Raw genomic sequence first — 26,374 nt, forward strand, 5'->3', positions numbered from 1 at the left:
TATTTTGTTTTTTTGTGTGTTATTTTTCAAGCAGAAGACTTACCCATTCTTCACGCTGCAACTTCTTTTTAAGCCCTAGTCCGCTCTCTTTACATACTTCCAGAATATCATCTACATCAAAGAAGCAAAGGCCTGAAAGTAATAATTTTCCACCGTCATTCAATACAGAAACATAGGTTGGGATATCTGAAATCAGGATATTCCTGTTGATATTGGCTAAAATGATATCATAATTTTCTTTCCCTAAGTTTTCTGCAGTTCCCTGTTCAATATCCAGTTCTACATTATTTCTTACTGCATTTTCTTTTGAGTTTTCTACTGACCATTCATCAATATCGATAGCTTTGGTATCTCCGGCGCCCTGCTGTTTTGCATAAATGGCTAATACGGAAGTTCCGCATCCCATATCCAATACTTTTTTACCCTTGAAATCAATATCCATCATTTGCTGGATCATCAAATGGGTTGTAGGGTGATGCCCCGTTCCGAAAGACATTTTAGGCTGAATGATAATTTCATGCATTCCCGGTACAGATTCGTGGAACTCTGCTCTGATCAATACTTTATCATCTATATTAATTGGAGAAAAATTCTTTTCCCATTCTTCGTTCCAGTTGATGTTCGGCATTTCTTCGAAAGAATATTCGATTTTTACGTTTTCGTTTTCAAAGATCGGAAGTCCTTTCAACTGATCTTCGTGAAACAAATCTGTCTGGATATATCCTAAAATTCCGTCAATTTCTTCTGTAAAGCTGTCAAAGCCTATTTCTATAAGCTCTGCCATTAATATCTCATTCCAGGGTTGTAATGGAGAAATTTTGAAATTGAATTCTAAATAATTTTGCATGTGAATAATTTCTGCAAAAATACTAATGTTATTACTGTTAAAAAAATGATGGAGTCATTTTTGGCTGAAACCGGGGAGTTTTATGTTTTTTAAATTGTGGATGTGGTAAAAAAGTTTATTTGTGAATTTTTTCTCCCACAAATTATACGGATGACACAGATGATTGCATCGTATTTTCAATAGAGGCGGGTTTTAGCCCGTCTTCAAAATCATGACAAATTTCCATTGGCTTCAGCCGAAACTTATTTTTTCTATCCTAAAGGCTATGTAGATTTTTTAAAATGCGAAAGATTGTAAGTTTGGGCTAAAGCCTAAGAAACATACAAAATAAAGCGGGCAAAAGCCCGCTCCTATTGAATTTTATTGTTCATGAGAAGAATTCTTGTTAACAGCTTTAGACTTTAAACATTAAACTCTGAACTTTAAATTTTTAAATCTCTTAAGGATTCGTAGAGAAAATAGAACCGTTAGCGATCAGCGCTCTTCTGTTCATTTTGAGAATATCTCTTACCCATTCTGCGAAATCTTCCGGTTGTAATACTTTGTCAGGATTTCCGTCTGTAAGACCGCCCTGGATGCTCATATCTGAAGCAATTGTACTTGGAGTCAAGGTGATGACACGGATATTTTGTTTTCTCCATTCTGCCATCATGGATTGAGAAAGAGATACTACGGCTGCTTTTGAAGCGGCGTATGCAGACATATTCGGTCCCCCTTTCAGCCCTGCAGTAGAAGCTACGTTCACGATATCACCTTCTCCTTTAGCTTTCATAAATGGATAAGCTGCCTTAGCTGCATAATACACCCCGAAAAGATTGGTTTTAATCACCTGCTCCCATGTTTCGGATGGCATTTCTTCGATCGATCCAAAGTCTCCGATTCCCGCATTATTGATCAGAATATCAATTCCTCCCAACTGCTCTGCTAAAGATTCTATTCCAGCTTTTACCTGAATTTCATTGTCTACAGAAAATACGGCATATGCTGAATTTACTCCTGATTTTTTGATTTCTTCAACCGTCATTTTAAGGTTTTCCTCGTTTCTTCCTGTAATGGCAACGTTTACTCCTTCATTAGCCAAAGCAAGTGCAACAGCTTTTCCTAATCCTCTTCCACCACCTGTTATGATGGCATTTTTTCCGTTTATATTCATAGTAATGATACTTTTCTTGATACAAAGTTACGAAAGAACATTTTTACGAAACAGCGAAAACATGGATTTAATAGTTTTTTAATTGTTTATCGTAAAACTCGATAAAAATTAAAACCGGCTCATAAGAACCGGTTTCAAATCTAAAAAAGGTATAGTAAAAAAAATAAAAAGCTTAAGGAATCTGGATGGCGTTCTGAACTTCAAATTCTTCTGAAGCTGAGAATTCATTTCCATACATGTCTACAGCTTTCACCTCAACTTTGTGTTTTCCTAATGCTAATTTCTTAGGAAAATCCGCTTCCCAGATATGTTTTGACATTTCAGGATTGGAAGGTCTTCTTCCCGGAAGAATTTTCTCTGTAGAATCCCATTTGAAAACAGAAAGAGCAAAATTCGGGTCGATGGTTTCATCATATGTCATTTCTTCCCATTTTCCACCGTCTATTCTGTATTCTACCTTGTCTTTTTTGCTTCCCATGAAGAAATTGGCCAGTACTTTGGCAGAAGTTCTTGAGGAAGGAATTACTTTCGGAACATATAATTTGATCTGATAGTCTTCCGGTTTTCCGGCTGTTCTGTATTTTACTTTATACTGATTGTCTGTAAAGCTGATGAAAGAATATCCTTTTGCGGTTCCGTCTCTCATGGTTGAGGTAGGAAGTCCGGCATCATCCGGTGTTCCTGAGTACCAGTCGCCGCAGGTAGTTCCAACATTATATTCGTGTAATTCTTTTATTCCGTTCCAGCCTGCTTTTTTGCCATAGAAAATCTGTTGCTGGATATGGGTATGTGCTGACAAAAGCAATACATTCTGGAAAGGATTTAAGAAATCAAATAATTTCTGACGGTCCGCATTTCTGAAGTTGTCTTCATTATTATGTTCCAATGGAATATGGAAAGAAATGACAATCAGTTTATTCTTATCAACCAGTTTCAGATCGTTTTCAATAAACTGAAGCTGATCTTCGCGGAATCCACCCCAATATCCTTTACCGTCTCTCGGGTCCGGATAAAGAATATCATCCAGAATGATGAAGTGTACATTACCATAGTTGAAAGCGTAATTGGCCGGACCAAAGTTCGATTCAAATGTTTCATCGGAAAGCTTGTCTTCTTTTGCATCATAATTCATATCATGATTTCCCATCACATTATACCAAGGCAGTCCAACTTCTTTCATAACGTCTGCATAAGGTTTCTGAAGGCTTAGATTATCACCTACCAAATCTCCCAGACTGATTCCCAGTACTGCATTTTTCTTGGTATTTTTCACTTCGTTTACGATTCCTCTTTTGAAGTAATCCAGTTCTTTTTCTGTGTAAGGCTGAGGATCACCGAAAACAAGGATGTCAAAATTTTTGTTTTCGTTTTGCTTATAAAGCGGGAAGTTCAGTTCTTTGGGAAGGTCTCCTGTGGGAGCAACTCCTTTGTATTTAAAATCTGCAGGGGATCCATTGGGTTTATGATGATAATAAAACTGTGGAAGATTGTTTGTATTTAAAGCTGTCTGATACCCTGAAGGTTTGATGACAAAAATACTCTGATCTTCCTGAACCGGAAGACTGTATCTACCGTTTTTATCCGTAAGAACTACCTGAACACCATTAGAAACGGCTACTCCTTCAATTCCTTTTTCGCGGTTTTCTTTCTTTTGGTTTTTGTTACTGTCTTCATATACATATCCAGACACAGAAGCTTGTGAGAAAGCCATTGCTGAAACCAGCATACAAGGCATGATGTATTTTATATTGATACTCATTTTTTTAATTTTTAAATTATTTTAATCTTTAAATCACAATTATTTATTCCACCACATTTTCACATTGATATTGTCTCCTCCCATTGATTGTACGGCTGCATTATAGTTATCCGCATTCATTACTTTTGTAGCGGTAGGATACATGAATCTCACAGGCATCTGTCCGCCGTTCTGAAGTCCGCCGTTATTTGGAAGTGCCGGAAGTTTCGTACGTCTGTACTCATACCATTGCTGATGATCAACAAAAAACAGGGAAATGTATTTCTGAAGCATAATTTTTTCCAGAGAACCGTCATACGCCACTTTAGGATTACTGAAGTAATTGGCAGGAACTGTTGCTCCCCATTGTTCGATTATAGATTTCACCCCGGTTTCGTAATAGGTCTGCTGATTTCCTGCAATAATTCCTTTATTAACCAATTCTGCCAGAATAAACTGTACTTCAGAATAGGTCATGATTAAAATCTTTAAAGGTGCTTTCGCCAGGTTCTGGTTCAGGTTGGAAGGCTGATAGTTGAAAGATGTTCCCAACGCATATCCTGATGGAGCTCCTTTATAACCAAGATCTTCTCCTGACGTTGCTTTAGCCTTAGTGAAAAACATGCTCAGTCTTGGATCATTATTATCTTTCATGGCATTAACAAAGAATTCACCTGCTGCCCTGTACGCTGTAAAATCCTGTGGACGGGCGATCGGCGGTAAATAAGGAGATATTCCGGAAAGTGGCAGCACTGCGCTGTCTGTGTTATTCTGGAAAATTGGGTATTGTGCCGGATTATTGATAATTTCCTGAATTCTTTCATACACATTCACTTCTCCGTTCCGGCTTAGAATTCTGGTCAGTAATCTTAATGACAGAGAGTTACAGAATTTTTTCCATCCTAAAATTCCGGTCTGACTATTTGTATTGGCGTTATAAAACAGATCTGTTTCCGTTAATGCCTGATTGGTATTGAATAACGAGTTGGCTGTTTTCAGGTCATTTAACAGCTGGATATAAACATCTTTCTGCTTATCATATTTTGGTTTTAAAATATTTTCTTCAACTCTTAATGCTTCAGATAAAGGGATATCCCCAAAAGCATCAGTAAGATTGGAGGCAATCCATGCGTTCAGGACCATTGAAATCGCCAGATAATTATTATTCTGTTCTTTTGTTGCATATTTTCTAAGATCGCTTACCTGCTTAAGCCATCTGTAAGAAGTATTCCAGTATCCGTTACCACTTTTTTCATCCATATAATATCTGCTGTAGGAATTTCCTTCGTTGGGAAAGTCTAAAGCGATCTGCATGATATCAAATGTAAAATCATCTGCCCTGTTATAGCCATAACTTCCCATTTCATACTGTATCGGAGCGAGAAGGCTGCCAACTGAAGGGTCTTTAACTTTACTGGTATCTGTATTCATTTCATCAAAGGTTCTGTCACAGGATTGAAGCATGAAAACAGAAACTGCCAATGTCAGATGTATGATTATTTTTTTCATTTTTAAAATTTTAGAATTTAAGATTTAACTGAAAACCAACTGTTCTTGCTGTCGGAAGCTGTCCCATTTCCACTCCCGGAGTGATGGTTGCATTGTCCAGTGTAGCCACTTCAGGGTCAAACATCGGGAACTTGGTCCACATCCATAAGTTCTTTCCGAAAATGGCAATGGTAAGATCATCCAGACCTATAGATTTTATGGTTTCTTTCGGGAAGGAATAAGCAATTCTTGCATCTCTGAGTTTAATAAAATCTGTACTGAAGCTGTTGGTCTCCACATTGGCTCTCCTGTAATAATCTCCGTAATAAGAAGATACCAGTACTCCTTTTGTGTTGGGACTGAAGGAGCCATCAGGGTTCTGAACTACTCCGTCTCCTACAATCATTCCGCCAGGGTTGTCTCTTCCCGGAAGTGTCGATTTCAGCTTACCCTGTTCAGACATTTTATGATGTGACTGAGAATATGCAATACCACCATACTGACCGTCAAATGAGAAACTGATCGTAAAGTTTTTGATTTTGAAATCATTCTGAAGACCGGCCCTCCATTTAGGGAATGCATTTCCAACTTTTTCAATATCTGCGGGTCTCGCAGGAAGCCCGTTGTCTCCGTAAATTACTTTTCCTTCCGGGTTTCTTAATAATTTAAATCCATACATATCTCCCAGCGAACCTCCTACTTCCATTTTATAGAATACTACATCTCCTACGTTGGAAACAATGCCATCAAAGCCTTCAGGAAGGGTCATTACCCTGTTTTCGTTGGTAGACCAGTTTCCACCTACTTTCCATGAGAAATCTTTGCCTTTTACAGCTAAGATATCGGCAGAAAGTTCCAAACCTCTGTTTCGGATTTTTCCCGCATTAATGATCCTTTTGGAATATCCAGCTTCGGTGGGTAACGATACAGGGATGATCTGGTTTTCACTGAAATTCTGGTAGGCAGTAAGATTCAGGTTCAATCTGTTTTTGAAAAGGCTGAAATCCATACCGGCTTCTATATTGGTATTTTTCTCAGGTTTAAGGGTAGGATTATTAAAAGTGGTAGGTGCTACTACACTTCCTGTAATGTTGCTTGCTGTATAATAATTGTCCAAAAGATAAGGATCACTGTCAATCCCTACTTTTGCCCATGAAGCTCTCAGTTTCCACAAGTTCAGATTATTGCTTTTCAGATTAAAAATATCTGATAAAATGAAACTGGTACTCACCGAAGGATAAAAGAATGATCTGTTTTGCTTCGGAAGCGTAGAGCTCCAGTCGTTTCTTCCGGTAACGTCCACAAATACTTTATTGTCATATCCCAGGGTAAGTAAACCGTAAACACTGTCTACATGTTTATCTCTGGGTGCCGGATATTTAACCGGAATAGAAAGTGCGTTGGTAAGGCTGTATTCTCCTGCTGTTTTCAGTCCGATGGCCTGATAATCATTAAGCAGGTATTCATTATAACGGATGCTTCCCCCTGCTGACGCTGAAATACTGAATTTATTCCAGTCTGCTTTATAAGAAAATAAAAGATCGTTATTATATTCCTGGTTTTTGATAAACTGCTCTCTATAGAAACCTTTCAGGTAATTGGCAGAACTCCATGGCCTTTTGGTCGTTCTTTTTTCATTCAGGATTTCAATTCCTGACCTCAACATTAAGCTGAAATTTTTATTAAACTGATAATCTGCCGTGATATTCCCTGTAATGGTCTTCTTTCTGACTCCATTCAGCATTTCGTAAGCAATCATGTAAGGGTTGTCTATATAAGAACTGAACGGATGGATCTGATCAACCTGTTCCTGCCCTGGCTTCCAGATCGGCTTATACCACTCCAGATCCACATTGGGATTCTGGAAGATCATGAAATAGGAAATCGACTGATTGTTGTATCCCGTCGCAGGAAGGTTGTCACTGGTAGTAGTGTTATAAGCAAATTTTGTTGATATTTTTAATTTTTGGGTAAGCTGATGGGCAAAAGATAAGGCAAAATTGAACCTGTCAAAACCTGTATTCGGCATCATCCACTCGTTATTAAGGTAAGTAAGTGAAGATCTGAAGCTGGTTTTCTCGTTGGAGCTTTCTACCGAGATACTGTTCGAGTAAGTAGAACCTGTTCTCCAGAAACCTTTAATATTATTTTCATAAGGTCTCCACAATTGTCTTTCCTTGCTCTGCCCCATTACGTTAGGATCGTATTGGAAATAATATTGTCCGGCGAATTTAGGACCAAAAGCACTACTGGTTCCTCCGGTACTTGGTCCATCAGGAGAAAGGCCATAAGAATAGTAAAAGTTTCCTGCTGTATTGGTGGCCAGTGTTCCCTGCCCGTATTCGTATTGCCAGTCCGGCCATTTCAATACGGAATCAAAGCTTGAGGAAGAGTTAAAAGTGACTCTCAGTTTTCCGTTTTTAGTTTTGCCGGATTTTGTAGTGATCATTAAGGCTCCATTGGCAGCGCGTGATCCGTATAATGCGGCTGCAGAAGCTCCTTTCAATACCGTTACGGATTCAATATCATCCGGATTGATGCTGTTCAATCCATTTCCAAGATCGATGGGAACATCGCCGCCGGAACCTGCTCCATAGGCTGCTGTACCGGAACCTGTGGTAGAATTCCCTAATGGCACTCCATCCACTACAATAAGAGCATAGTTGTGATCCATCATAATGGATTTTTCCCCTCTCAAAGTAATTCTGGAAGTTCCCAACGGTCCTGCTCCGGCGGTCTGGATTTTAAGGCCTGCCACCTTCCCTTCCATGGATTGCGCCCAGTTGTTGTTCTGGGTTTCTTCAAATGTTTTGGCATCTACTTTTTCGGCAACATACCCTAAAGCTCTGTCGTGCCTCTTGATTCCCAAAGCAGTTACAACTACTTCATCAATTCCTTTAATGGTGTCCTTTTTAGCTTTCTGCTGAGCTGCCAGATTAACGCTGACTAATCCTAACAGCGACAAAACCAACAGTTTTTGTGTCTCTTTACGCATTTCCTTTTTGTTTGCGCAAAATTAGAACGACATTACCAGGATGATCTTAACATAGTTTTAACGTTTCTTAAAAATTTATTAAACCATATGTTAATCCAGTCTTAACAACACTATTTAAACAACTAATAAACAAACACTTAAGCAATTAAGTATTTTTAATATGGTTTCCAGACTGTATTTATGTACCTTTATTGTCTTGCATTGAGATAATACCAAACAAAACAATCAAACCACTGAATTACAGAATATTAAAATCAAAATTCAATCACCTGTTTCTTCATTCATTATCAAAAAGAAGTTCTCAGCTCCTAAAAAAAACAGCCTGCTTCCTTATAAGGGGCAGACTGTATAAATTTTTGGTTATTTGTGGAGATGGTTAAAAAATTTTGTTTGACCACCCCGTCAAAAATTCTTTGATTTTTGACACTCCTCCGGAGGAGGTCCTTCAGTTGCTATATTTCTGAAGATGTTAAATCTATTTATTCTTCAACTGATCAGGAATATTGGTTGTTACGAACCCGATTCCTTGTTTTTTCAATTCTTCATAAACAGCAACGTCATTTACGGTCCATGAATTGGTAATTAACCCTAATGCTTTTGCATCAGCAATCCATGTTGGGTTTTTCTGGAAGATGCTGTAGTGGTAATCCATACCGTCCAATCCTTCTTTTTTGATCTGCTCAGGAGACAGTTCACCGTTCAGATATTGTACTTTAAAAGACGGAGCCAGTTTTTTGATCTCTTTGCAGATATTAAGGCTGAAAGAAATAAACTCACTTTGAGATTCCAGCTTCATATCTTTAATCATTTTGATCGTTTTCTCCGTGATTTCATTTTCTATTTCCGGAGTTTTCGCTGGCTTGATCTCAACGATCAGCTTCAGAGATTTGTCTTTTTTTCCCTGTTTTAAATAATCTTTTAAGGTCGGGAATTTTTCTCCGTTGGATAATTTCAAGGCTTCCAGTTCTTTGAAAGGAGTTTCTGAAATTTCCATTTTACCATGGTGTTCATCATGATTGATCACCAATACACCATCTTTTGTCATTCTTACATCAAATTCAGACCCATATATTTTTAATTTCTGGGCATTTTCCAATGATTGAATTGAATTCTCTGTTGTTGGAGGCTGAGCCTGGAAATATCCTCTATGGGCAATAATCTGGGTTTGTGCTTTCATCATAACTGTACTTAAAACTGCTAACCCTAAGATAAAATTTTTCATAATATAATTTTAAATTATTAAAATAAAGTCGTGAAACTTCCTGATAAAGGTAGTTATTACAAAATAAAACCCAAAAGACATAAAAGATTTACTGATTAAAGCTAAGTGAGATTTACCATAGCCGGCTCAATTTCTTTTATGTCTTCAGTGGTTAAGAAAGGTAAAAGTTAGAAACTGTATTTCGCACCGATCTGGATCTGGTAAGGATTTCCTGTCAGAGGAACCAAACCGCCTCCACTTACGTTTTTGGTGTATTCGTACTGCATCGTGTCTTTATTAAACTTCGTCACTTTATACAGAGAAGTATTTCCATATGATTTGTTTACACCCCATTCTTTGTTCAGAAGGTTGGCAACATTGAAAATATCTACGGAAAGTTCGAAAGCTCCCACTTTATCGAATTTAATTTTTTTCGCTACACGAACGTCCCAGACTCCATAGAAACCATTTTTACCACCATTACGTTCTGCAATTTTTCCGTTGTATTCAGTGATATAATCTTTCAGAGCCTGCCCTACCTGTGGATCATCCAAAATAGATTGGGTAAGATTCGGGAAGATAAAAGCAAGGTCGTTGGAATCTACGAAGTCTCCGTTGATATTTCCTCCTGTTGTTGCAGAGAAACGGGTTCCTCCAATTCCTGAATACCTGATTCCCAGTGTGAAGCCTGCAATGGTAGGAGAGTTTCCATAGATCACAACTTTATTTCTGAACTGGTTGTCAGAATAGGTCATTCTTAAATCTCTAGGATCACTCTGAATCATCGTAGACAATGTTGCAGAGTTGGCTACATTTCCGTTGTAAGAAGTATTGTCTTTAATATCAGACCATGTATAACTTGCGGTGATTTCTCCATCTTTCCAGTAACGGTAACTTGTATCGATTACGAATGAGAACTGGTTTACTTTACCATCGCTCACCAATTCCAGTACTCTTCCGAAATTATTATTGATTCTTCCCTGTTTCCAGTCGAAACTTACACTGTTATTAGCATTATTGGTAATAGCTCCTGTAGGGATAAATACTCCTCTTCCGCCTTCGTTAGCCAGTGTAAAGAAAGGATTGGCCACCATGTTTCTGTCGTAATAATAGTAATTGTTTCGACCTAAAGCCATATATCCTGCAATTCCTGCTCTGAACCTTTCATTGAAGAAGTGGGTATAAGAAATATTGGCTTTATAAACGATCGGGATCTTTGCATCCTTACCGGTGTAGTTGATCGTTGGAATCTGCTTCTGAGAAAGGGACGGAACCGTATTGTAATCATCTCTATAGCTGTTGAAATCCGGGAACGGAACATCTTTACCCGTTACATCCACAGTAGCCAGATGTTTTCCATCAAATACAAGGTTATTGATGATCATATAATTGTTGATGTCGGAAGAGAAAATTCCGGCACCGAACTTCAGGAAGTCTTTATTTCCTTCATTGATGTTCCAGTCAAACTGGAATCTTGGCTGGATCACAAATGATTTGATCTGATTATCGGTTCTGATTCCCATTTCATCAAACAGTTTCTGGTTGAATTCTGCTTTCGGGTAACCACTGTAATCTAATCTCAAACCAGCCATTAAATCAAGTCCTTTAGCTACTTTGGTCTGGAATTGCCCATAGAGACCAATGTTCCAGATATTTGATCTGACAGACGGATCGGCCACCAAAGGAACTTCTCTATAGAATCGGTAAGGTGTCATGGTCTCAAAATTGCTCATTCCCTGGAAATGGAATCTTCCGTTCACCTCACTTCCGTATACCGATTTTGCTGTTGTATACATAAGGTCAGCCCCAAACGTATATTTTACCTTATCTGTATTATAGTATAGGTTATCTACGATCTGGAACACATTATTTCTGAAGCTTTCCTGAGCAAAGCGGTGTCCGCCGATCTGAATATTCGTAGATCCCGCACTTGAAGAAACTCCTTCAACAATAGCTCTTGGTACAGGTTTTCCTAATTGATTGTTCTGGTAACTGTCCTGGAAAGTATAAAGATACTGCGCCTTTAATTCGTTGGTTAAGTTAGGTCTCAGATTTGATCTTAAGGTCAATAATAAACTGTTATCAAGATTTTTGTCATTTCCGTACGACTCAAAAAAATTGATATTGGTATTATCACCTAATCCGTTTTTGTTAAGATCGTAAGTAAAGTTATTTCTAAGCGTTAATAAATGCTTTTCATTAATCTGCCAGTCTAGACGTAAGAAACCGGCATCAGAGTTTCTCACTTTATCAAAAGTTCCGAATTGCGGGCTGCTTCCTACTCCATATTTAGCTCTTGCAATATCCAGGAACTGATTAAGCGTCTGCGTAGTTGTGTTGAATCTCTTCTCATCATCCGGAGATTTGATATCAGCAATCACTAAAGGTCTTGAATCCAACTGATGATCCCATGCTACGAAGAAGTGCAGTTTATTTTTAATGATCGGACCGCCTAATGAAAATCCGAACTGAGAAGTGGAGAAATCATTATTTCTTTTGTTTCCTCTGATATCATAAGGGCTGGAAAGCCAGTTTGTTCTTAAATATTCCCAGGCACTTCCGGAAAACTTATTGGTTCCTGATTTGGTAACAGCACTTACTGTTCCTCCTCCACTTCTTCCCAATGTAACATCATATTGGTTGGTAGTGATTTTGAATTCACGTACTGCTTCAATGGAGATGGAGAATGGTGCACCGCTTCGGCTCGTTGTTGATCCTGCAGAAGTAGGATTTTTTGCGGTCATCCCATCAATCGTAAAGTTGGTGGAAGATCCAAGCTGACCGGAAAGGTTTCCTCCTTTTCCGCTTAACGGAGACAGTTCCGTAAGATTGGTGAAGTTTCGTCCGTTCACCGGAAGCATGCTGATGTTTTTCGCAGAAATTGCGGTAGCTGCTCCCAGGTTTCCGATCTTGTTTTTAAGGTTTCCTGTAATTTTTACTTCCTCAATAGTCTTTTCGTTTCCCAGATCCATATTCACGGTCACCTGATCTCCGAAGTTGACATTATAACCTTCTTTTTTATCATCATTCACAATGACCGTGTAAGGCCCGCCAAGAGGAATTTCTTTAAAAATATATTCCCCTTTTGAGTTGGTTTCCGTTTCCGTTCTGAATCCTGTGGACTCATTCACGATCGTTACTTTCACTTTTTCCTGAGCCGTACTTCCCGGTCCGGTAACTTTCCCTACAATAGAAGCCTGCGTGGTCTGGGCATAAGCCATTGTCCCAAGCCCTAAAAACAATAATCCCAGTACAATCTTTACTTTTTTCATTTCTTCCGAAGATCTATATTATTAATTTTTTGATGTTAGCCCGGAAACCTCTTTGATTTTCACGATGATAGATCACTATGAGGTTTCTTTCAATCAGATGTGCAAAGGTATTTTGACTTTAAGAGCGGGGTGTTTAAGAAAGTTTTAACATTTTTTTAATTAAATCAGAACGTTAGGTTAAATTAGTTTAAACATATGTTTTATGTTATACAGAACCAATCTGTTAAAGCATATTAAGCATTTTTAATTTTCCTGTACTATTTTATTCTGTTATTTTTTAAATGCAATTACTTTAGTTATTTTTGCTCAAAAGATAGAAAAGCAATGTCTGAAAACATTCAACAAAAGATAGAAAAGCTCCGCAAAGAGCTTCACCAGCATAACGAAAACTACTACCAACTGGATACTCCTACCATTACAGATTATGAATTTGACATGCTTCTGGAGGAGCTACAGGATCTGGAGGCCAGGTACCCAGAGTTTTATGATGAAAATTCTCCTACAGTTCGGGTAGGTGGTGGTGTTACCAAGGTTTTCCCCACGATTCAGCATAAATTCAGAATGTATTCACTGGATAATTCGTATGATTTTGACGATCTGGAAGACTGGGAGAAACGAATCATCAAAACCATTGAAGATCCTGTAGAATTTGTTGCTGAGCTGAAGTATGACGGTGCATCCATTTCTATTCTTTATGAAAACGGAAAACTGTCTCAGGCGGTTACGCGTGGTGATGGTTTCCAGGGTGATGAGATTACCCCAAACGTGAGAACCATTTCAGATATTCCTCTGACTTTAAAAGGTGATTTCCCTGCTCATTTTTTTATGCGTGGTGAAATTTATCTGACCAGAAAAAACTTTGACAAAATCAATAGACTGCGTGAGGAAGAAGGCCTTGATCCCTTCATGAATCCAAGAAATACGGCCAGCGGAAGTTTGAAAATGCAGGACAGCGCTGAGGTAAGAAAACGCGGACTTTCTTCTGTATTGTATCAGTTTATTTCTGATGAAGTTCCTGCGGAAACCCATTGGGAACTGCTTCAGAAAGCTCAGAGCTGGGGCTTCAAAACCTCCCAGCAGGCCAAATTATGTAAAACAATGGCTGAGGTACAGGAGTTTATCACGTTCTGGGACACAGAACGTCATAATCTACCATTTGAAATTGATGGTATTGTTTTAAAAGTCAATTCATTACAACAACAAAGACAGCTTGGCTATACGGCCAAATCTCCCCGTTGGGCAATGGCATACAAATTTAAAGCAGAAAAAGTAGAAACAGAACTTCAGAGTGTCTCTTATCAGGTGGGAAGAACCGGAGCTATTACTCCTGTTGCTAATCTTAAACCTGTATTACTGGCCGGAACCATTGTGAAAAGAGCTTCTCTGCACAATGAAGATATCATCAAAAAGCTGGATCTTCATGAACATGATTTCGTGTACGTAGAAAAAGGAGGTGAAATTATTCCTAAAATTGTAGGGGTAAACACAGATAAAAGAACGGAAGAAAGCAGAGAAATTGAATATATCAAACATTGTCCTGAATGTGGTACCGAGCTGGTAAAAATTGAAGATCAGGCCATCCATTTCTGTCCGAATGAGCTTCACTGTCCGCCACAGGTAGTAGGAAGAATGATTCACTATGTTTCCAGAAAAGCTTTGAATATTGATAATCTTGGAAGTGAAACTATTGAACAGCTGTACAGAGAAAAACTGATTGAAAATCCTGCTGACTTCTATACTTTAACAAAAGAACAGCTCCTTCCGTTGGAAAGAATGGCTGAAAAATCTGCCCAGAATATCATCACAGGAATTGAAAAATCCAAAGAGATTCCTTTTGAAAAGGTATTGTATGGGATTGGGATTAAGCATGTGGGAGAAACGGTTGCCAAGAAACTGGTTAAAAACTTCCCGACGATTGAAGAATTGAAAAATGCAACCGTAGAAGAGCTTTGTCAGGTAGAAGATATCGGAGCTAAAATTGCAGTGAGTATTGTTGATTTCTTCCAGAATTCTGAAAACGTGTTGATGATCGAGCGATTGAAATCTTACGGAGTACAGCTTGAAAAAGGAGAAAGTACCAATGAGGTTCTATCCAATGTTCTGGAAGGAAAAACTTTCCTGTTCACCGGAAAATTGTCATTATTCACCAGAGAATCTGCAGAAGAAATGGTAGAAAAGCATGGTGGGAAAAATATTTCTGCAGTTTCAAAAAACCTCAACTATCTTGTAGTAGGTGAAAAAGCAGGAAGCAAGCTGAAAAAAGCACAGGATATCGGAACAATTGAAATTCTGGATGAGCAGCAGTTTCTGGATCTGATTGAAAAGCAGTAAAATTTAAAAATATTTTCAAAAAAACCATTGATTTTTTTTCAATGGTTTTTTTATATTTTTGAAACATACTCGATGCTTTACTTAAAAACAATAATAGTATACGGAGTACTCTCTCCTGCATTAGGCAAGATCAGCCTGATATGTTCCTTATTCCTGTAGTAATCTGTGTAAGGCTCTTTGGTGATAATCTTTCCTTTCTCGGTTTCTTTATACCCGGCAGTCAATATCAGTTTAAGATACTGCTCATAGTCTTTTTTGTCATTAAACTCAAACTCAATCCGATCTTCATATTTTTCTTCTTTGTATTCAAACTTTCCGATTTTCGAGCTATAGTCTGGAGCTTCGTATTCGGTTAAAAGGAAACCTAAGCCTTCTGTTCTGTCATAAAATTTGAACTGAAGCTGTTTCATTTCCTTTTTAAACTCCTCCATTGTCAGTTTATTGAATCCTTTAAGCTGTTCTACTGTAAAGGTCTGAGCAGAGATCTGAATACTCAGTACAACTGAGAATAATAGGAGTCCTAACGTTTTTCTCATTTCTATTTTTATCGCAAATATAAAATAATCCTTATGAAACCGGCAGTCTGAAATAAAACGTACTTCCATTATTCAGAGAACTCTTCACTCCTATTTCTCCATGTTGTTTTTCAATGAAATTCTTGGAGATTGCTAAGCCCAGCCCCGTCCCGTTCTGATGTTCTCCGGGAACCTGGAAATAGCGGTCAAAGATCTGGCGGTGGTATTGTTCATCAATTCCGCTTCCGGTATCAATAATACTGAACTGAATAAATGCATTGAGTTTTTCTACCACGATCTTAATATTTTCATCCTGAAAAGAGTGCTTCACCGCATTGGTCAGGAAATTATTCATTACCCAGACGGTTTTATCAAAATCTGCGGTCACCGCATCACTGTCTTCCAGAAGATATTCTGTGCTGATGTAGATATTTTTCTGCTCCGCCAGTTTTTCAACATTCTTTACAGCAGTCTGTACAATTTCTTTCGGAGAACATTTCCCAATAGTCAGTCTGATATTTCCGGATTCTACCTGAGAAAGATTCAGCAATTCTCCAGTGATATCCAATAATCGCTGTCCGTCTTCATTGATACTTTTCAATAATTCCTGCTGCTGCTCATTCAGTTCTCCGAACTTTTGGTTTCCAAGAAGCTGAACACCCATTTTGATAGCTGAAATCGGAGTTTTCAATTCATGGGAAATGGTTGCAATGAAGTTGGTTTTGGCAAAATCAAGCTCTTTAAAAGGCGTAATGTTTCTCAACAATATTACCTTTCCTATATTTTTTTTCTCCTTTTCTCCTGTTTTTACAATATTGATGGGAATAATATCCTGTTCAAAATAGTTTTCCTTATTATCGCGGACAATTTTAATCGGATCTTTTACCGGATGATCTATATTTTTCAGCAGTTCACGCATCAGATCATTATTGATGGCTACTTCATGAGCCGTTTTTCCAATAATATCTTCCTTATGGAGATTCGTGATCTTTAAAGCTTCATCATTGATCATGTAGATAAAATGATTCTCATCCAGACCAATTACCGCATCATGCATATTATTGACCAACGTTTCGATCCGTTTTTTATCCATCAGCTGCTTGGAAAGCGTGCTGCTTTCGTACTCCTGAAGTTTCTCCGCCATGGTATTGAAGGAATCTGCCAGACTGTTGAATTCTTCACTTCCTTTAAAATGAACCCTCTCGCTATAGTTTTTATCGGCAATCTGTTTGATACTGAAGGTCAATTGATTGATAGGCTCTGCAATGGTTTGCGGCAAATTGAAAAGCAGGATAAAAGCAATCAGAAAGCATACAGTACCTAAACTTACGATCCAAAAAGTAGCATTTTCTGCTGTTATAATCGCAATGTCACTTTTTCGTTCTATTCCCTTCATATTCAAAGACATGATCTTCGAAAGATCTTCACGGATAAGCTTTTCTTTATTGATATCGGGAGCTTTAAGGTAGCTGTTGAAATGCAGATTCAGATTCTGAGTGGCTTCTTTTTCTCCAAATTCTGTAAGGTTCTTTTCCTGAAGCTTATTATTTTTTCGAAAATCTGCTATGGCAACGGTACTGTCTGTACTGATATTATCCAATGCCAAAAGCATATTTTTGGAAAATTCCAGGCTGTTGTAATTGGCCGTAAGGATCTTTTCAGTATCGGATTTTAATTTATTGATGTATACAGAACCTATCACTGAAAGCAGAACGATCAGTAAAAATAAAAGGCCCACGCCTAAGGTAAGTTTCGTTTTAAGTTTCATTACTTTTAAGATAAAATAATAATATCTATCTGTCTTTCATTCAGCCTGTTCATAAGGGTATAGATCCAGCTGTATCCCAACATTCGCTGCCAGAAACTGGCGTGAGGTTTTCCAATACAGACCGTCGTGATGTTATGAGCAATCACATATTCCAGAATCCCGTTGTGGACACTGCTTTCTTTGATGCGGACTACTTTGGCACCTAATTCCTGTGCTAAATTAAAATTATTAATTAAATACCGTTGTTTGTCCAATGCAATTTTTTCCGGATTTTCAGAGGGCTTCTGAACGTACAAAACAGTCCATGGACTGTTATAGTAGCTGGCTAATCTGGCGGTTTTACGGATAATTGTTTTAGCAATCTTCTCATTACTGCTGATACAGGCCAGGAATTTTATGGGCTTAAAATTTTCGGTTTTGATCTCTGTTTCCACCTTTCTCTCCACGTGGGTGGCCACTTCTTTTAAAGCCAATTCACGAAGCTGCAGAATATGTCCGCTCTGGAAGAAATTACTAAGCGCCGTCTGAATTTTTTCTTTTTTATAGATTTTTCCCTCTTTTAAACGGGTCAGCAGCTCATCAGCCGTAAGGTCAATATTGACTACTTCATCTGCTAGCGCCAGTATTTTATCCGGAACCCGCTCTGTTACTTCTACCCCGGTAATTTTCTTTACCTCTTCATTCAGGCTTTCGATATGCTGGATATTCATAGCACTGATGACGTTGATTCCGTTATCAAGAATTTCCAGTACATCCTGCCATCTTTTTTTATTTTTGGAACCTTCTACGTTGGTATGGGCCAGCTCGTCTACTAACACGACTTCAGGATGTTCATTGATAATGGCCTGAAGATCCATCTCCTCAAGGTTTTTTCCTTTATAAAAAACTGATTTCCTTTCAATTTGAGGAATTCCTTCTACAAGAGCTTCAGTTTCTTCACGGCCATGCGTTTCAATATAGCCAATCTTTACATCAATGCCATTTCGCAAAAGGGAATGCGCTTCCTGGAGCATACGGAAGGTCTTTCCTACACCTGCACTCATCCCTATATAAATTTTGAATTTTCCTTTACGGGATTTTTGAATCAGTTCTAAAAAATCTTTTGCTGATGACATTGATTTTATTCTTTTTAATTTTACTTTAAGCACTATTTTCTGTGGCTAAACCGATTTTAAAACCAGACTGCTAAGCTTGACGTTATAAAGAAATTTCCTTTTTTAAATTCATCATTTTTAGCAAAAATGGCGTCTTTTGAAGTAAAACCTCTCGCTTCTGTGCGGAAAACTACATTTTTGAATATGGCATAGTCTACATTGAGAGAATATCCGAAGGTCTGAAATCCATTGGGAGTTTCTGTACTGATAATCACGCCGTTTTTATCATTATAATATTCCAGTCTTCCCGCTAATGCCCATTTGCTGTCCAATTGATATTTCATCTGAACATTCGGGCTATACCAGATATTATACTGCTCGCTTCCTTTTGATTTCTGCTCAGCGCCAATATCAAATCCCAATATAGCCGAAAACTGATCTGTCAGTTGAAAGCTTCCGTACAAATCATGGAAGTAACGCATTCTTTTATCTTCTTTTGCTTTATCATTTCCTATGAATGAGCTGCTGTTCAAAGTAATTTTATCAGTTGGTTTATAGGTTACCTGGTGACCAAAAGAAATACTCTGGTTTCCCTCAGGTTTGGCTATTCTCTGCCATCCGTTCAATACCAGTCCGCTTAAAAACCATCTCCCATTATCTGAAGTATAGGAAATCTTAGCTCCGGTTTCAAAATACGGAGAGTTCTCTGCAGCTAAGCTTCTTGTCAGATTAACATTGTCTTTTCCTATAGCACTTTCCCATCCAATATGGGAAGGCATGATCCCTGCATCAATCCATAAATTCTTATTCTTTGATAATCTGATTCCTACATTGGCTTCGTTTACATAACGCAGTGCATTTTGTTCTGCTGCCATATTATCCTGGGCATAGGTTCCGGCCATTAAAGCTACATTAGCACGGATATTTTCGCTCTGATAATTGGCTTTAACCAATCCCAGGTTAAGGTTCATTTCATTGTGCCTGTTATAGGAATACAAAAAGTTTTGACGAATATGATTACCAGGCTCATTAAAATCATACGTATAAAAAAGTTCTGCATAAGCGGAAAAGGTCACTTTATTACTTGTTTTTAATGAATCTGATGATTGGGCTTTTGAGAAAAACATTCCCAATACGGCTCCTATAACTAAATATTTTTTCACGTTATTTTTATATTATTTAAGAGTATAAGAAGAATTTAGCTATTAAGAAAAGATAAGGATTTACCAGCGAATTATAAATGAGAAATATTTTAAAATCGTAGATTTTTTTGTGTAGCTCCTTCAATCATCTTAATGGCTTCAATTCTTCTTTTTATCATTGTATGATTTGAATTATTTTAATTGATCTAAAGCAATATTAAGCTTCAGAACATTTACTTTTGACGGTCCGAAAAGTCCTAAGAAAGGCTTTTCAGTCTGATTATTAATTAAGCTTTTGATCTGTTCCTCTGAAATACTTCTCACTTTTGCAATTCTTTTTGCCTGGTATAAAGCCCCTTCTTGAGAAATATCCGGATCCAGTCCGCTTCCGCTGGCGGTTACCAATTCTACAGGAACTTTAGCATTACCCATTTCAGGATTGTCCATTTTTAAAGTATCAATTCTTTTCTGTACAATTTCCAGATATTCTTTATTGCTTGGACCTTTGTTGCTTCCTCCACTTCCCGCTGCGTTATAATCGACAGAGGATGGACGACCGTGGAAATATTTTTCAGACTTAAATTCCTGCCCGATATTGGCATAAAACTTCTGCCCTTTATTGTAAACAATTTCTCCGTTTCCTTTGTTAGGAAGTATTTTAGAACCTCCATAAACCACTGCCAGATAAATACCAGTAACTAGCAACATGACAAGAGTTAATCTGAATGCTGAAACAATATGATTTTTCATTTTTTTAATTTTAATAGAATAAACTGATTACCAGATCAATGATTTTGATTCCGATGAACGGAACGATTACTCCGCCTAACCCATAGATCAAAAGGTTTCTTCTTAATAATGCACTGGCACCGATGGGCTTGTAAGCAACTCCTTTCAACGCCAGCGGAATCAGGAACGGAATAATCACCGCATTGAAAATAACCGCTGATAATATGGCTGTTTCAGGACTGTGAAGGTTCATAATGTTCAGCTTCTGAAGAGAAGGAATAAAAGTGATAAAGAGCGCCGGAATAATGGCAAAATACTTTGCTACGTCGTTTGCAATACTGAAAGTGGTCAACGTTCCTCTGGTCATCAATAGCTGTTTACCGATTTCTACAATTTCGATCAGCTTTGTAGGGTCATTATCCAGGTCTACCATGTTGCCGGCTTCTTTAGCAGCCTGCGTTCCGCTGTTCATCGCAACACCTACATCTGCCTGGGCTAGTGCCGGAGCATCATTGGTTCCGTCTCCCATCATCGCTACCAGCTTACCTTCCTGCTGTTCCTTTTTGATGTAATTCATTTTGTCTTCAGGTTTAGCTTCGGCAATAAAGTCGTCTACCCCTGCTTTTTCAGCAATGAATTTTGCAGTCAGAGGATTATCTCCTGTTACCATTACCGTTTTCACTCCCATTTTTCTCAGTCTCTGGAAACGTTCCTGAATTCCGGTTTTAATAATATCCTGAAGTTCAATAACGCCCCAAACTTTTTCATTAACGGCTACTACTAAAGGAGTTCCTCCGTTTTCAGAAATTTTGGTTACCGCATCCTGGGTTTCCTGTGGGAAGATATTCCCGGCTTTTTCAGTCAGTTTTTTTATTGTATCGTAAGCTCCTTTACGGATTCTTGTTTCGTCAAAATCAATTCCTGAAGTTCTTGTTTCTGCAGTAAAATCGATATACGTAGGATTGGAAACCAATAAATCTTCAGTTTTTAAGGCACTCAGTTCAATGATAGATTTTCCTTCCGGTGTTTCATCCGCTACAGAACTTAATGCTGATGCTTTAATAAATTCTTCAAGCTGAATTCCATTGGCGGGGTGAAATTGAGTTGCTTTTCTGTTTCCGATGGTAATTGTTCCGGTTTTATCCAAAAGCAATACATCAATATCTCCTGCTGTTTCCACTGCTTTTCCACTTTTAGTAATCACATTCGCTCTCAGCGCTCTGTCCATCCCCGCTATCCCGATTGCAGAAAGCAGACCTCCGATGGTTGTCGGAATAAGACAAACGAAAAGAGATATAAATGCCGCTATGGTAATCGGAGTCTGCGCATAATCTGCAAAAGGTTTTAAAGTGAGGGTAACAATAATAAATGTAAGCGTGAATCCTGCTAAAAGTATGGTTAATGCGATTTCGTTGGGTGTTTTCTGTCTTGACGCTCCTTCTACAAGAGCAATCATTTTATCTAAGAAGGATTCTCCGGGTTTTGTGGTTACTCTTACTTTAATTCTGTCTGACAATACTTTCGTTCCTCCTGTTACAGAACTTTTGTCTCCACCCGCTTCACGGATGACAGGTGCACTTTCTCCGGTAATAGCAGACTCATCAATGGTAGCAAGACCTTCAATAATCTCACCATCCATCGGAATCTGATCTCCGGCTTCACAAAGGAAAATATCACCTAAGGTCATTTCAGCAGACATCTTCAGCCTTGTTTCTACCTGAAATCCCGGCTTGTTATCAAGTACCAGTTTGGCCGGAGTTTCTTCCCTTGTTTTTCTAAGGGTATCAGCCTGCGCTTTTCCCCTTGCCTCTGCAATAGCTTCTGCAAAATTGGCAAACAAAACGGTGAAAAATAAAATTATAAATACTAAAAAGTTGTAGGAAAAGCTTCCCTGGGTTTTATCACCGGTAAGGCTGAACATGCTTACGATAAACATGACGATGGTTCCGATTTCTACCAGGAACATTACCGGATTTTTAAACATAATTTTCGGATTCAGCTTTACGAAGGACTGTTTTATCGCTTCGTTGACCAAATCTCTTTGAAACAATGTTTGTGACTGATTTTTCATTTTTTTGAAAGAATTTATATCATTGTAAATCAATAGTAACCATCAAGGTCTGCCGGATAATAAGGATAGATATGGATAATATTAAGTGAACGTTTCGTAAGTGTCAGACTAGTTTCCTTACACTTTTCAGCTTCCTTAATGGTTGAATATTGATTTTAATTTTTAATGTTCAAATTTATTTTGAGAAATATTGAATCTGCTCTGCAATAGGGCCTAAAGTCAATGCAGGGAAGAAAGACAACGCTGCAATCAGTAAAATCACTGCCAGAGTCATGAATCCGAAAGTTGCCGTATCTGTTTTCAATGTTCCTGAACTTTCAGGGATATATTTCTTCTGTGCCAACAGACCTGCAATGGCTACCGGTCCTATGATCGGGATAAATCTTGAGAGTAACAGAACAATTCCCGTTGAGATATTCCACCAGGGTGTATTATCTCCAAGCCCTTCAAATCCGGATCCGTTATTCGCTGCAGAAGAAGTAAACTCATACAGCATTTCACTGAAACCATGGAAGCCGGGATTATTCAATGTTTTTGCCCCAAATTCTGGTAGATAAGCCGTTAAAGCTGTTCCTGCAAGAATTAAGAAAGGATGAAATAAAGCCACAATCATTGCGATTTTCATCTCTTTGGCTTCAATCTTTTTACCCATAAATTCCGGGGTTCTTCCTACCATCAGACCACTGATAAACACCGCCAGAATGATAAAGATGAAATAGTTCAGAATTCCGACTCCACAGCCTCCGTAGAAGCAGTTGATCATCATCGCAAGCAATTCATTCATTCCCGAAAGCGGCATTGTACTGTCATGCATTGAGTTCACAGATCCTGTTGAAATAACTGTGGTTGCAATACTCCAGTAGCCGGACGCTGCACTTCCGAAACGGATTTCTTTACCTTCCATAGCTCCCAGGCTGTTATCTGTTCCCATTTTTGTGATCAAAGGATTTCCTCCTGTTTCATTCACGATATTCGGAATGGTAAGTGCCAGAAAACCGACCGTCATTACCGTAAAAATCACCCATGAAAGTTTTCTTTTATTCAGATAAAAACCCAGTGCAAATACCAATGCAAACGGAATGATCATCTGAGCGATCATCTCTGTCATATTGGTCATATAATTGGGATTTTCAAGCGGGTGCGCAGAGTTGGCTCCGAAAAATCCACCTCCGTTAGTTCCCAAATGTTTGATCGCAACAAATGCAGATACAGGCCCTCTGGAAACATCAGCTTTCTGACCTTCCAGTGTTATAATGTGATCTTTTCCTTCGAATGTCATCGGACTTCCGTTAATAGAAAGTACTAAAGCAACAATTACACTTATCGGAACCAGGATCCTGACCATTGATTTGGTGAAAAAATCGTAGAAGTTCCCAAGTTCGGTACTTGTTTTTTCTTTAAAAGCCTTGAAAAGGACAGCCATTGCCGCCATTCCCGTTGCAGCCGTAACAAACTGTAAAAACATCAGATAAAGCTGGCTCAGATAACTTACTCCTGTTTCTCCTGAATAATGCTGTAAATTACAGTTCACTAAGAATGAAATGGTAGTATTAAAAGCCAGATCGGGTGACATATTTGGATTCCCATCAGGGTTCAAAGGAAGCCATGCCTGATTCAGCAAAAGAAGGAAACCTATGATGAACCAAACCAGATTGATCGCCAGCATGGCATACATATTCTGTTTCCAGTTCATCTGGCGTGTAGGATTAATTCCCGAAACTTTATAAATTAACTTTTCAATGGGTTCAAAAACCGGATCCAGAAAAGTCTTTTTGTATCCGTAGACATTAGCTATATATTTCCCTAAAAATATTCCGATAACTAATGTGATAGCAAACATTGCTATAATGCCTAAAATCTCTGTATTCATGACTAATTAAAATTTTTCAGGTTTCATTAAAACATAACAGATATACACAAAGGCAAGTATTGAGAGGAAAAATAAACTCCACATAATTTATATTCTATCAAAAAATTCAACTGATTTATACAAAAGCCAAAACAATACTGCAAAAAGCAGAATTAAACTTATGAGCATCATATTTTAATCATTAGGGTTAAAAGAGTCAACAATACGTACGATACAATCAGCAGACTAAAAGTCGAGTGCTCCCGTTTTTTAAACGTTTTTCTTGAAATTGTCATTTTTAAATATTTTATTCGAAGACTATATGCCAAAAGAAAGTCCATTCTGAAAAACAAACACCCAAACAATTGAATAACAATATATTAAAACTAAATACTAAACTATATAAAAACAGAAAAGCCTATCAAAATGATAGGCTCTTTATTAAAATGATAAAAGGTTTATTTTAATCCGTATTCTTCAAGTTTACGGTACAATGTGGCAATACCGATTTCCAGTAAACGGGCAGCTTCTGCCTTGTTACCTTTTGTATACTGTAGAACCTTCTGTATGTGAATTTTTTCCAGTGATCTGATACTTAAAGAATCACTTTCAGGAACAGCTTTTTCCGAATAATGGGGAAGACTTTCTGCGTCAAGGATATTGTTATCCATCAAAATCAAGCTGCGTTCCACGGCATTTCTCAGTTCACGGATATTTCCTTTCCAGTCGTTTCGTTCCAGTACTTTATAGTAATCAGGATTTACCTGAACTCCTGTCAGATGAAGTTTATGAGAAAAAATATCTATAAAATGCTTGGCAATAGCTTTCAGGTCTTCTTTTCGTTCTCTTAATGGCGGAAGCATGATCTCAAAGACATTCAGCCTGAAATAAAGGTCTTCTCTGAAATTTCCCTGCTTTATTTCATCTATCAGGTCTCTGTTGGTAGCAGCAATTAACCTGAAGTCAGATTTAGAAACTTTGGTTTCACCCATTTTGATAAATTCCCTGGTTTCTAAAACTCTGAGCAGTTTTGCCTGAAGTTCTATTGGCATCTCACCGATTTCATCCAAAAACAGAGTTCCTCCGTTAGCTTCTTCAATCAATCCTTTCTTATCTTTCAAAGCTCCAGTAAAAGCACCTTGTTTATGACCAAAAAGCTCGCTTTCCAGAATTTCTTTACTGAATGCTGAACAATTAATCGCTACAAAACTGTTTTTCTTCCTGTCACTTCCTTCGTGAATGGCACTCGCAAAAACTTCCTTACCCGTTCCGGTTTCCCCTGTAAGAAGAACAGCAGCATCCGTTAAAGCTACTTTTTCAGCCAGTTTCTTAGCCTGCAAAATAAGTGGTGATTTACCTATTATCTGATTAAACCCTTTCGTCACAGCCTGTTGAACAACCCTCGATTTATTGTCTTTTACCTTATCAAGAGCCTTATACACCAATGGGATTATTTTCTCATTATCATCTCCTTTCACCAGATAATCATAAGCACCATTCTTCATAGCCTGTACAGCATCCGTAATATTACCGAATGCCGTCATCAGGATAATTTCAAGCTGTGGATATTTAGTTTTGATAGCCTTTACCAGCTCTACCCCAAAAGCATCAGGCAGACGAACATCGCTCAGAACAACATCAAATTCATATTGCTCCAGCATCGTCATTGCCGAACGCGCCGTAGAAGCTTCTTTTACATTAAAATTCTCTTGGGAAAGGATCATTCCTAGTAATTTAAGGAGTTTGATCTCATCATCGATGATCAGAATATTTCCTGACATTGTAATTATTTTTGGAAAACTGGTACAAACTTATTGAATTTATTCGAGGAAAACGGGGTAATAGAAGGAAATAGTTTACTGAACACCACTTGAGATTTCAGGAGCTGTTTCCCGCTATCCATTCATACTCCTCGCGCCTGCGCTCCCGCCCTGAGCAAAGCCGCAGGGTCCCACACTCCAACCCATTCACCCTCCAACCCAGCTGCGGGGTAACCATTCCTATCGGGGCTAGGATGGTGAATGAATCATCAATGATAAATTATAAAATGATGTAACGAAGTCCGGGATACCGATTCCGTGGTTATCTTTCAATGGAGTTATTGGTTGCAATGGCGTCTTTCTTTTTATTTGGCCTGCTTCTTTCCTACTGTGTCATTCCGCAGGAATCCAAGCTCTTTTA

16 protein-coding genes are annotated in these 26,374 nt (G+C 38.2%); 1 reads left to right on the top strand and 15 read right to left on the bottom strand.

The features are described 5' to 3' along the window. Nucleotides 1-19: 19 nt before the first annotated feature. The 7 genes from prmA to JNG87_RS21420 form a co-directional block, all read right to left on the bottom strand. Nucleotides 20-847: a 50S ribosomal protein L11 methyltransferase gene (gene prmA / locus JNG87_RS21390; RefSeq protein WP_202840916.1), complete on the bottom strand. Its 828-nt coding sequence runs from the start codon at nucleotides 845-847 to the stop codon at nucleotides 20-22. A 439-nt stretch (nucleotides 848-1,286) separates the two neighbouring features. Then, nucleotides 1,287-2,000, bottom strand: coding sequence for a 3-ketoacyl-ACP reductase (locus tag JNG87_RS21395; protein WP_110011813.1), 714 nt, complete (start codon nucleotides 1,998-2,000; stop codon nucleotides 1,287-1,289). Between the two features lie 172 nt (nucleotides 2,001-2,172). Next, a complete protein-coding gene (locus JNG87_RS21400) occupies nucleotides 2,173-3,735 on the bottom strand; it encodes a calcineurin-like phosphoesterase C-terminal domain-containing protein (RefSeq protein ID WP_202844400.1) in 1,563 nt (520 codons plus the stop codon). Nucleotides 3,736-3,798: 63 nt separating this feature from the next. Then, on the bottom strand, nucleotides 3,799-5,247 hold the full coding sequence (locus tag JNG87_RS21405; RefSeq protein ID WP_202840917.1) for a SusD/RagB family nutrient-binding outer membrane lipoprotein: 1,449 nt from the start codon (nucleotides 5,245-5,247) through the stop codon (nucleotides 3,799-3,801). A 10-nt stretch (nucleotides 5,248-5,257) separates the two neighbouring features. After that, entirely contained in the window at nucleotides 5,258-8,221 is a 2,964-nt protein-coding gene (locus tag JNG87_RS21410; protein WP_202840918.1) for a SusC/RagA family TonB-linked outer membrane protein, read from the bottom strand. A gap of 475 nt (nucleotides 8,222-8,696) precedes the next feature. Next, entirely contained in the window at nucleotides 8,697-9,443 is a 747-nt protein-coding gene (locus tag JNG87_RS21415; RefSeq protein WP_202840920.1) for a glycerophosphodiester phosphodiesterase family protein, read from the bottom strand. Nucleotides 9,444-9,610: 167 nt separating this feature from the next. Further along, complete coding sequence (locus tag JNG87_RS21420; RefSeq protein ID WP_202840923.1) at nucleotides 9,611-12,694, bottom strand: TonB-dependent receptor; 3,084 nt, start codon at nucleotides 12,692-12,694, stop codon at nucleotides 9,611-9,613. 324 nt (nucleotides 12,695-13,018) lie between these two features. Here JNG87_RS21420 and ligA point away from each other — a divergent pair, with 324 nt between their 5' ends. Then, entirely contained in the window at nucleotides 13,019-15,025 is a 2,007-nt protein-coding gene (ligA, locus tag JNG87_RS21425; RefSeq protein ID WP_202840925.1) for an NAD-dependent DNA ligase LigA, read from the top strand. 77 nt (nucleotides 15,026-15,102) lie between these two features. Here ligA and JNG87_RS21430 read toward each other — a convergent pair whose 3' ends face one another. The 8 genes from JNG87_RS21430 to JNG87_RS21465 form a co-directional block, all read right to left on the bottom strand. After that, nucleotides 15,103-15,561, bottom strand: a complete 459-nt coding sequence (locus JNG87_RS21430) for a hypothetical protein (protein ID WP_202840927.1) — start codon at nucleotides 15,559-15,561, stop codon at nucleotides 15,103-15,105. A gap of 31 nt (nucleotides 15,562-15,592) precedes the next feature. Continuing rightward, nucleotides 15,593-17,308: an ATP-binding protein gene (locus JNG87_RS21435; RefSeq protein WP_202840929.1), complete on the bottom strand. Its 1,716-nt coding sequence runs from the start codon at nucleotides 17,306-17,308 to the stop codon at nucleotides 15,593-15,595. 5 nt (nucleotides 17,309-17,313) lie between these two features. Next, nucleotides 17,314-18,423 carry a sensor protein KdpD gene (locus tag JNG87_RS21440; RefSeq protein ID WP_202840931.1) on the bottom strand — a complete coding sequence of 370 codons (1,110 nt, stop codon included), beginning with the start codon at nucleotides 18,421-18,423 and terminating at the stop codon, nucleotides 17,314-17,316. A gap of 56 nt (nucleotides 18,424-18,479) precedes the next feature. Beyond that, the gene (locus JNG87_RS21445) at nucleotides 18,480-19,529 is read right to left on the bottom strand and encodes a porin (RefSeq protein WP_410668111.1); all 1,050 of its coding nucleotides are present in this window, start codon (nucleotides 19,527-19,529) and stop codon (nucleotides 18,480-18,482) included. A gap of 207 nt (nucleotides 19,530-19,736) precedes the next feature. Beyond that, on the bottom strand, nucleotides 19,737-20,294 hold the full coding sequence (gene kdpC, locus JNG87_RS21450; RefSeq protein WP_202840935.1) for a potassium-transporting ATPase subunit KdpC: 558 nt from the start codon (nucleotides 20,292-20,294) through the stop codon (nucleotides 19,737-19,739). Between the two features lie 10 nt (nucleotides 20,295-20,304). Further along, nucleotides 20,305-22,344: a potassium-transporting ATPase subunit KdpB gene (gene kdpB, locus JNG87_RS21455; RefSeq protein ID WP_202840936.1), complete on the bottom strand. Its 2,040-nt coding sequence runs from the start codon at nucleotides 22,342-22,344 to the stop codon at nucleotides 20,305-20,307. 175 nt (nucleotides 22,345-22,519) lie between these two features. Beyond that, on the bottom strand, nucleotides 22,520-24,214 hold the full coding sequence (gene kdpA / locus JNG87_RS21460; protein ID WP_202840937.1) for a potassium-transporting ATPase subunit KdpA: 1,695 nt from the start codon (nucleotides 24,212-24,214) through the stop codon (nucleotides 22,520-22,522). A gap of 437 nt (nucleotides 24,215-24,651) precedes the next feature. Next, nucleotides 24,652-25,974, bottom strand: coding sequence for a sigma-54-dependent transcriptional regulator (locus tag JNG87_RS21465; protein ID WP_202840938.1), 1,323 nt, complete (start codon nucleotides 25,972-25,974; stop codon nucleotides 24,652-24,654). Nucleotides 25,975-26,374 lie beyond the last annotated feature (400 nt).

Source organism: Chryseobacterium cucumeris (assembly GCF_016775705.1).
In the GTDB taxonomy this organism is placed as follows: domain Bacteria; phylum Bacteroidota; class Bacteroidia; order Flavobacteriales; family Weeksellaceae; genus Chryseobacterium; species Chryseobacterium cupriresistens.

Bases quoted from the DNA above. Each gene is read 5' to 3' on its own strand.
- JNG87_RS21435 (WP_202840929.1), bottom strand. From the start codon at position 17,308: ATGAAACTTAAAACGAAACTTACCTTAGGCGTGGGCCTTTTATTTTTA.
- ligA (WP_202840925.1), top strand. From the start codon at position 13,019: ATGTCTGAAAACATTCAACAAAAGATAGAAAAGCTCCGCAAAGAGCTT.
- JNG87_RS21465 (WP_202840938.1), bottom strand. From the start codon at position 25,974: ATGTCAGGAAATATTCTGATCATCGATGATGAGATCAAACTCCTTAAA.
- JNG87_RS21415 (WP_202840920.1), bottom strand. From the start codon at position 9,443: ATGAAAAATTTTATCTTAGGGTTAGCAGTTTTAAGTACAGTTATGATG.
- JNG87_RS21420 (WP_202840923.1), bottom strand. From the start codon at position 12,694: ATGAAAAAAGTAAAGATTGTACTGGGATTATTGTTTTTAGGGCTTGGG.
- JNG87_RS21445 (WP_410668111.1), bottom strand. From the start codon at position 19,529: ATGTTTTTCTCAAAAGCCCAATCATCAGATTCATTAAAAACAAGTAAT.
- JNG87_RS21395 (WP_110011813.1), bottom strand. From the start codon at position 2,000: ATGAATATAAACGGAAAAAATGCCATCATAACAGGTGGTGGAAGAGGA.
- JNG87_RS21400 (WP_202844400.1), bottom strand. From the start codon at position 3,735: ATGCCTTGTATGCTGGTTTCAGCAATGGCTTTCTCACAAGCTTCTGTG.
- kdpB (WP_202840936.1), bottom strand. From the start codon at position 22,344: ATGAAAAATCAGTCACAAACATTGTTTCAAAGAGATTTGGTCAACGAA.
- prmA (WP_202840916.1), bottom strand. From the start codon at position 847: ATGCAAAATTATTTAGAATTCAATTTCAAAATTTCTCCATTACAACCC.
- kdpC (WP_202840935.1), bottom strand. From the start codon at position 20,294: ATGAAAAATCATATTGTTTCAGCATTCAGATTAACTCTTGTCATGTTG.
- JNG87_RS21430 (WP_202840927.1), bottom strand. From the start codon at position 15,561: ATGAGAAAAACGTTAGGACTCCTATTATTCTCAGTTGTACTGAGTATT.
- JNG87_RS21410 (WP_202840918.1), bottom strand. From the start codon at position 8,221: ATGCGTAAAGAGACACAAAAACTGTTGGTTTTGTCGCTGTTAGGATTA.
- JNG87_RS21440 (WP_202840931.1), bottom strand. From the start codon at position 18,423: ATGTCATCAGCAAAAGATTTTTTAGAACTGATTCAAAAATCCCGTAAA.
- JNG87_RS21405 (WP_202840917.1), bottom strand. From the start codon at position 5,247: ATGAAAAAAATAATCATACATCTGACATTGGCAGTTTCTGTTTTCATG.
- kdpA (WP_202840937.1), bottom strand. From the start codon at position 24,214: ATGAATACAGAGATTTTAGGCATTATAGCAATGTTTGCTATCACATTA.